General features: G+C 56.0%; 7 protein-coding genes and 1 pseudogene. All 8 read left to right on the top strand.

All coding sequences use genetic code 11. From position 1 onward, the window contains the following. Window positions 1–1236 (top strand): annotated as a pseudogene (locus MXB90_RS13700) (hypothetical protein); the annotation flags it as partial. A 5-nt stretch (window positions 1237–1241) separates the two neighbouring features. Then, window positions 1242–1877, top strand: a complete 636-nt coding sequence (locus MXB90_RS13695) for a class I SAM-dependent methyltransferase (protein WP_349665914.1) — start codon at window positions 1242–1244, stop codon at window positions 1875–1877. A gap of 67 nt (window positions 1878–1944) precedes the next feature. Beyond that, window positions 1945–3225, top strand: coding sequence for a glycosyltransferase family 4 protein (locus MXB90_RS13690; protein WP_250045820.1), 1281 nt, complete (start codon window positions 1945–1947; stop codon window positions 3223–3225). A gap of 4 nt (window positions 3226–3229) precedes the next feature. After that, window positions 3230–3532 carry a DUF6447 family protein gene (locus MXB90_RS13685; RefSeq protein WP_250045819.1) on the top strand — a complete coding sequence of 101 codons (303 nt, stop codon included), beginning with the start codon at window positions 3230–3232 and terminating at the stop codon, window positions 3530–3532. Continuing rightward, window positions 3532–3771: a hypothetical protein gene (locus MXB90_RS13680; RefSeq protein WP_250045818.1), complete on the top strand. Its 240-nt coding sequence runs from the start codon at window positions 3532–3534 to the stop codon at window positions 3769–3771. The genes MXB90_RS13685 and MXB90_RS13680 overlap by 1 nt, the downstream gene beginning before the upstream one ends. Window positions 3772–3777: 6 nt before the next feature. Next, window positions 3778–3999 carry a DUF6447 family protein gene (locus MXB90_RS13675; protein ID WP_250045816.1) on the top strand — a complete coding sequence of 74 codons (222 nt, stop codon included), beginning with the start codon at window positions 3778–3780 and terminating at the stop codon, window positions 3997–3999. Between the two features lie 164 nt (window positions 4000–4163). After that, window positions 4164–5360, top strand: a complete 1197-nt coding sequence (locus tag MXB90_RS13670; protein ID WP_250045810.1) for a TolC family protein — start codon at window positions 4164–4166, stop codon at window positions 5358–5360. A 47-nt stretch (window positions 5361–5407) separates the two neighbouring features. Further along, entirely contained in the window at window positions 5408–7645 is a 2238-nt protein-coding gene (locus tag MXB90_RS13665) for a type I secretion system permease/ATPase (RefSeq protein ID WP_250045808.1), read from the top strand. Window positions 7646–7650 lie beyond the last annotated feature (5 nt).

The following is a 7650-nucleotide window of genomic DNA, read 5'->3' as shown; positions in this document are numbered from 1 at the left end:
ACAAATACGACGAACACTCAGACGATCACATTGACCGAGGCAGACACGTTCACCGCTCTTGCGGGCATCGAGAACTACGTTTTGTCTGGTGCTGGAGCGAGCACGATCACGGTTGGTGCACTTAACCAGAACGTGACCGAGGATGGTACTACAGAGCAGGCCAATACGATTGTATTTGGCTCTGGTATCTACACTGGTACATTCACAAACTTTGATGCTGCAGATACATATGAAGTTGTGAACGGCAGTAACCTTGCAGCTGTCGTTGGTTTGGATGCTGGTATTCTTGATTTCCAGGATGGCAACAACGTAGGTGTTACGCTTGATGCTGCCCAGAATGGAACTCTGACGGCGACAAATACGACGAACACTCAGACGATCACATTGACCGAGGCAGACACGTTCACCGCTCTTGCGGGCATCGAGAACTATGTTCTCGCAGCCGGTGCCAACAGCGTGACCACAGGTGCAGCAAACCAGACGATCAACGCAAATAACCTGCTCGACGGTGAGGTGCTAACGATGGCAGGAACCCACGACGTTTCAGTTTCATTGGTAGCTGGTGATCTCACGTCGACTTCCACTGGAAAAGTTATTGTTACTGCTACAACTGGTACTAACATTATCATTACTGGTGCTGGTGATGATACTATCACTGGTGGTGGGGGGATTGATACGCTTACAGGTGGTTCCGGCGCTGACTTATTCAGTCTAACGGGCATAAACTCGAGCGGCGACAGAGATGTAGTGACAGATTTTTCAGTATCGGATGATAAAGTGGGCCTCGATGTTGACTTTACCGGTGCTAACACAGCTGCAAATTCGAATGCTGCTTTCACCTCGCATGCCTATACTCTGAAGACTGGTGGCAATATAAATACACAAGACTACAGAATGGAACTTTCGCAGTCTGCTCAAGACATTATCGAGCTCACCGGGTTGAATGTTGACGATGGAGATCTGTCCTTGGCAAATGATGGTAGCGAGTTGTTGAAAATGTTCAGGACAATCGAAGGGAATACCGTTGGATCTGTGCTCGCTTTGGAATTCTCTGAAGCCAATCCCAATGACCCTGTAAATACCTATCTGGTCGCGTACGATAATGGGAAAGCCTACCAGTACCTGGCATCTTCGGGCGATAAGTGGGTCAATGCTAGCGAAATTTCGTTGGTAGCTACATTCGACTCGATCGCACCTGATACACTGAGCGGTAATAATTTCTTGATGGTTGTGTAAAGCTAATGATGGCGACTGGATTGCCGGAAACAAGTCCAACGGTTTTAAAGTCACAGCTACACGTCGGCTGCGGACCGAAGCGCAAGGGTCAGACGCTTCCCGCCTTTCAGTCAACTGATTGGCGGGAGGTGCGCTTTGACATTGATGAAAGTGTCTCACCGGACATCGTTGGTACCATGACAGACATGTCTGCGGTTGAGTCTGCTTCAATGGATGCGCTGTTTTCGTCTCATAATGTGGAGCACTTATACCCTCATGAAGTTCCGGTAGCTTTTAACGAGTTTAACCGGGTGCTCAAAGATGATGGTTTTGCAATCATCACCTGCCCTGATCTTCAGTCTGTTGCGGCCTTGATCGCGCAGGACAAGTTTCTCGATACAGCCTATGTTTCGCCTGCTGGTCCGATAACGCCTCTGGATATCTTGTTCGGTCATCGTCCATCTATGGCGCGCGGTAATCTTTACATGGCTCATCATGTCGGCTTCACACAGAAGGTGCTTGCCGGAACATTGAAACCTGCCGGATTCGGGTCAGTTTTAACTGTTCGTAGGCCGGAGCAATTCGACCTGTGGGCATTTGCGATGAAACAAGCTGTTTCGGATGATGTTTTGCGCAATAACGCTTCAAGGTATCTGGGCTAATGTGTTCGGGCGGAGTTATTTGGTTTCGCGGATCTAAGCTCGCCGACTGTGTAGAATTCAGCTGATCATGAATATTCTTTTCGTCCATCAAAATTTCCCTGGTCAGTTTAAACATCTTGCACCTGCACTTGCTCAGCTTGGACATCGCGTTATCGCCTTAACCATGCAGAAGTCCGAGCAGACGCGCTGGGAAGGAGTTGAGCTTTTTCCATATGCGGTAAGCCAGGGCTCGACGCCGGGTGTCCATCCTTGGGTTACCGATTTTGAAACCAAGATTATACGCGCTGAGGGCGCTTTCCGTGCATGTGTTCAGCTCAAGGATCAAGGCTTTGCTCCGGACGTAATTGTTGCCCATCCGGGTTGGGGGGAAAGCCTCTTCCTAAAAGAGGTTTGGCCCAGAGCCAAGCTTGGGATCTTTTGTGAATTTTACTACGTGTCCGAGGGCGCAGATACCGGTTTTGATCCCGAATTCCCGGTCGAGGATGTTTCCGGCAACAACTGCCGCCTCAGGCTCAAGAACCTCAACAACCACATGCATTTCGATTTCGCGGACGCTGCCATCGCCCCGACATCCTGGCAGGCAAGCTCGTTTCCTGATTCGTTTCGATCCAAGATTACAGTGGTGCATGACGGGATTGACACCGATGTCATCCGACCCAACCAGAATGTTCAGTTGAACCTTCGCCGAAGTGGCGCTGCAGCTCCCCTGACGTTTACGAGGAATGATGAAGTTATCACCTTCGTCAACCGCAATCTCGAGCCCATGCGTGGCTTTCACATCTTCATGCGAGCTTTGCCCAAAATCCTGACAGAGCGCCGCAATGCACGCGTAATCATCGTTGGTGGTGATGGCGTGAGCTATGGTGCTAAGCCCTCCATCGAAAAGAACGGTGCGGACTCTTGGAAAGAGGTCTTTATTAACGAAGTCCGTGGCCGGATTTCGGATGAAGATTGGGCGCGGGTGCATTTCGTGGGGCAGGTGCCATATGTTAATTTCGTATCGCTCCTGCAGCTTTCGACCGTGCATGTCTATTGGACCTATCCCTTCGTGCTGAGCTGGAGCCTGATCGAAGCGATGAGCGCGGGTACGGCCATTGTGGCCAGTGACACGGCGCCTTTGCGCGAAGTGATCACACATGGCGAAAATGGCCTGCTTGTCGACTTCTTTTCCATTGATAGCCTTGTTCAGGCAGTCTGCTGTCTGCTAGATGATCCTCAAGAACGTCAGCGTCTGGGTACGGCTGCGCGCCATACAGCGGTCGCTGCGTATGACTTGAACACCGTCTGTCTGCCAAAGCAATTGGCATGGGTTGAGGCCCTGGCACAGAGAAACCAAGACAAAGGATGACGACATGGCTAAGGCGAATAAGTCTGAACAAGACATCGAGATGACCGCGATCGTCACTGATGCGGTCACAGATGCCGTTTCAGCAAGCCCGGCGATCTCCGAAGCGTCCAAGACCCCGAAAATTGTCATCGATGGCGTTGAATATGATGCCAAAAACCTGAGCGCACCAGCCAAGGGCGCGATTGCCAGCCTGCAATTTGCAGAGGCCAAACTGATGGCGCTGCACAATGAGCTGGCGATCTGTCAGACCGCGCATTTTGCTTATGTGAAGGGCCTGAAGGCCGAGTTGGAAGGCAAGGCGGACTGATGGCAGATGCAGCTCAAATCCTGCGCCTGGACGGAGAGGAGTATGACCTTTCCAAGGCCTCGGAGGGGGCGAAGACGCTTGTCGCGCGGCTGCAGCACCTCGACCGACTGTTTGAGGAAAAGCGCAACCTGATGGCGCTGCTGACCAAGGCGAAGAACGCCTATATTTCGGACCTCAAGGCGGAAATCATCAAGAATAAAACCGGCGTTGATTTATCAACGCTGTTTGACGCGGAGTAAAAAGACATGCCCAAGTTCACTGTGGATGGCATCGAATACAACACTGAAGATCTGAGTGATAACGGGAAGGCTCAGCTGGCCAGTCTGCAGTTTCTGGAATTCCAGATGCGCAAGATCAAGGATGAAATTGCGATCTATAACACCGCCAAGGCCAGCTATATCGCCGGTTTGAAGTCTGAACTTGAAAAGGCAAAGGCCGCGCCGGCTGACGCCAGCGCGAAGGAGTAAAGCGGATGCGGCGAACGCGACTTCTGGCAGCTTGCGGACTGGTCGTTCTCGCTGGCTGCGCGGCGCAGAGGGATTCCGTCGGAGATATGGACGCCGCAATGGGTGAGAGGCTCGCCCAGGGGCTCGAGGGCGCTGGATCGGGCCGCGCGGAAGCAGGGACTGCAGTGACGATTGCTGCCGGATTTCCGGACGCGCTGCGCAGCGCGGTTTTGGCGAGCGAGGGCTATCAGACGGCGCAGGCCTTTGAAGCTGAGGCATTTGCGGGGATCGGCGTCGCGACCAGCGCGCGACGCGCTCAACTCAGTGCAAATGCCACGCTAGGCGCGCTGCGTGAGGGCGATCCGGTGTCGGAGACGACGACCGGTGCGGCGGGTGATGTTACATTGTCACAACTCCTCTATGACGGTGGTGCCTCAGGGGGCGCGATCAATCGGGCCACGGCCGCGGCGCTTGCGGCTCAGGCAGACAGACTGGATCGCGGCAACATGATCGCGCTTGAGGCCGCGCGCGCCTGGGCAGATTATTGGATGGCTTCGGAGCGATTGGCGCTGCTGCAGCGCAAGACCGGTGATCTCGGTGACCTGATGGATCAGATGGACCGGATGGCTGCCAATGGCATGCTGGATCGTGCAGCTGTAGAAAATGCGCGGCGGCAGTATTTGGATATTCAACTAGAACGGACCGGCCTTGAGGCCGCGCGCGCCGAAGCTGCAGTGCGATTTGAGCAGTATTACAAACAGGCGCCGGGCAAGGTTGGACGTCCCTCTGAGTTGGTCAGTGTGCAAATGGCCCGCGCGCGGGCGGCTGAGTGGAAGAGCGCTCCGGCACTCAAGCGAACGGTCGCCGAGCTTTTTGCCGCGCAGGGGGCTGCGGAGGAGGCGCGCTCGGCTTTCCGTCCGAAGGTGAGCCTGCAAGCAGGTGTGATGTCGCCGATGGATCAGGATGACACCACCGATGTTACGGCCGGGTTGCGGCTGCAGTATGTTTTTGGCGATGGTGGCCGACGGAAGGCGCAGCTTGAGGCGGCCGAAAAGCGTGTAGAGGCGCTTGAGGCGCAGTTGACGGATGCGCAGCGGATCGCCAAGGCGGAAATGGATGGCGCGATCGTGCGCCTGGATGCGCTGGAGCGGTCAATGCCGCTCGTTGCGCAGAAGATCAAGCTGACCAAGTCCGAGGCGGAAACCGCCCGGTCGCAGATTGCGACAGGACAGGCCAACCTGCAGCAGTTGATCTCTGCGGAGATCGAGAATTACCGGGCGTGTGACCAGCAGATCCAGATGCAGGCGGAGAAGCTCACGCTGCTGCTCACGGTTGCAGGGCGAACGGGTTATCTGACCGAGGTGATCGGCCTGACGCCATAATGCGAACAGGCGCTCGCGGCCTCTGCGCCGCATAGGAAACATAAAATATGACGACATCCCTGCCTGAGGGCAAATCTTCGATCGTTCTTGGCGCTTTGGACCTGAACGCAACCTCTCACGTGGAGGATCAAGCTTCGCGCGCTGATGACAAGGGGGCGCATATCGGGCCCGAAGCGGGAGAACACGGCCACGACATGGCCGGGTTCCTTGCCAGAGAGCAGAGCCTGATCCTGGCGGTCCAGCATGTTCTTGCCCTGAATGGCACAGCGTTCTCGGAAGGCGCGATCCGTGATCTGCCAGAGTTGATCCGCGAAGTCTTTGATCCGCAGGCGGCGGTTTCGGCGCTGCGCCATGTGGGGTTTGAGGCGAGCCTTGGCGAGTTCCCAGCGAGCGCGTTGGTTCCCGCGCATTGCCCGCTGATCGCTTTCGCGAAAGAGGGCGAAGCGATTGTCATCGAGAAAATTGAGGAGAACGGGGACGCAGTGATCCGTGGCTTTGCTGAGGCTGATCAGCACACGATCCTGTCCCGATCAGATCTGGATGACGCCTTGCTGCCCTATGTCATCCTGGCGCGCAAGGTGCATGAAGCTGCTCAGCCCAAGGGCAAAAATGATTGGTTCTGGGGCTCGTTTGCACAAAGCAAATGGCTTTACGGGCAAGTGGTTGCGGCCGCCACGATGACCAACTTCCTAGGGCTCGCGACTTCGCTCTTCATCATGGTTGTCTATGACCGCGTAGTGCCGAACGAGGCCATCGAATCTCTGATTGCGCTCACCATCGGGGTGCTGATCGCGCTTGGGTTTGACTTTGCCATCAAGACGCTGCGGGCGCAGTTTGTGGACCGGGCAGGCAAGCGCGCAGACCTTCGCATGTCGCGGCTCATCTTCGACAAGATCCTCAACATGCGCCTCGACAAGCGCAGCCGCAAGGCCGGGGCGATGGCCAGCATTGTGCGTGAGTTCGACACATTGCGGGATTTCTTCACCTCTGCCACCTTGATTGCGGTGGTGGATTTGCCCTTCATCTTCTTTTTCATCTGGGTCATCTATCTGATCTCCGGTCCGCTCGCGCTGGTGCCGCTGATCGCTGTACCGCTGGTGATCGCCACGGGCCTTGTGATCCAGCCCTTCTTGGCGCGCATCGCGGAAGGCTCGATGCAGAGCAACATGTCCAAACAGGCGGTTCTCGTTGAAACCCTGAATGGGCTTGAGACGGTGCAAGCGACGGGGTCAGGTCGGCTGATGCGTCGCCGGTTCGAGGAGGCTTCGGATGCGCAGTCTGAGCTGGGGCTCAAGAACCGCATGTTGTCGCAGTTCGCGATCAACTCCGCCGCGTCGATCCAGCAATTGGCGCAGATTGCGACGATCTTCTACGGCGTGTTCCTGATCCAGGATGGTGTCATCACCATGGGGGCGATGATCGCGGCCGTGATCCTGGGCGGCCGCACGCTTGCCCCACTCTCGCAGCTTGCCTCTGCCATGTCGCGGGCAAACGGGGCTTTGCAGGCCTATCGCTCGCTCTCTTCGGTCATGACGGACGACAGCGACCAAGCTGACGCTTCGCGTCCGCGTCTGAGCCGCCCGCACCTGAAGGGCAGCATCGAGCTCAAGAACCTGAGCTACACCTTCCCCGGTGCCAATGCGCCAATCATCCGCAATTTGTCGCTGAAGATCCCGGCGGGCCAGAAAGTTGCGATCGTCGGCCGGATGGGATCGGGCAAATCGACCCTGTCCCGGCTGATGGCGGGGCTGATTGAGCCCAGCGAAGGGGCCGTGATGATCGATGGTGTCGATATCCGTCAGATCGACAAGTCGGACCTGCGCCGCAATGTGGGGGTGATGCTGCAAGAAACCTGGCTCTTCTCCGGAACGGTCAAAGAAAATCTGCAGATGGGCTTTTACGAATATGACGATGCGCATCTGCTGAACATCGCCAAGATCTCAGGTGTTGATGATTTTGTGGCGAACCACCCGCAGGGCTATGACATGTTGCTCAAGGAGCGGGGCGAAGGGCTCTCGGGCGGCCAGCGTCAATCGATCAACCTTGCGCGAGCGCTGCTGCATGACCCGAACCTGCTGATCCTCGATGAACCGACAAGCTCGATGGATACCGCAACGGAGAAAGCAGTCTTGGAGCGGATCAAGGCCTGGGCTGGGAACCGGACGATGATCATGATCACCCATCGCAACACGCTTCTTGATCTGGCGGATCGGGTGCTGGTGATCGATCAGGGAACGGTTCTGGCGGATACCACGCCCGACAAACTCAGAGCGCAGGGGCGGTGAGGAAC

The sequence above is a fragment of the Phaeovulum molybdatiresistens genome (assembly GCF_023544865.1).
Taxonomy (GTDB): Bacteria; Pseudomonadota; Alphaproteobacteria; order Rhodobacterales; family Rhodobacteraceae; genus Pontitalea.
The sequence above is the reverse complement of the archived record's forward strand: the minus strand, read 5'-3'. Positions and strand labels throughout refer to the sequence as shown.

What these genes read in the sequence shown, in the direction of transcription:
- MXB90_RS13665 (WP_250045808.1), top strand. Translation starts at nt 5,408, where the DNA reads ATGACGACATCCCTGCCTGAGGGCAAATCTTCGATCGTTCTTGGCGCT.
- MXB90_RS13675 (WP_250045816.1), top strand. Translation starts at nt 3,778, where the DNA reads ATGCCCAAGTTCACTGTGGATGGCATCGAATACAACACTGAAGATCTG.
- MXB90_RS13695 (WP_349665914.1), top strand. Translation starts at nt 1,242, where the DNA reads ATGATGGCGACTGGATTGCCGGAAACAAGTCCAACGGTTTTAAAGTCA.
- MXB90_RS13690 (WP_250045820.1), top strand. Translation starts at nt 1,945, where the DNA reads ATGAATATTCTTTTCGTCCATCAAAATTTCCCTGGTCAGTTTAAACAT.
- MXB90_RS13685 (WP_250045819.1), top strand. Translation starts at nt 3,230, where the DNA reads ATGGCTAAGGCGAATAAGTCTGAACAAGACATCGAGATGACCGCGATC.
- MXB90_RS13680 (WP_250045818.1), top strand. Translation starts at nt 3,532, where the DNA reads ATGGCAGATGCAGCTCAAATCCTGCGCCTGGACGGAGAGGAGTATGAC.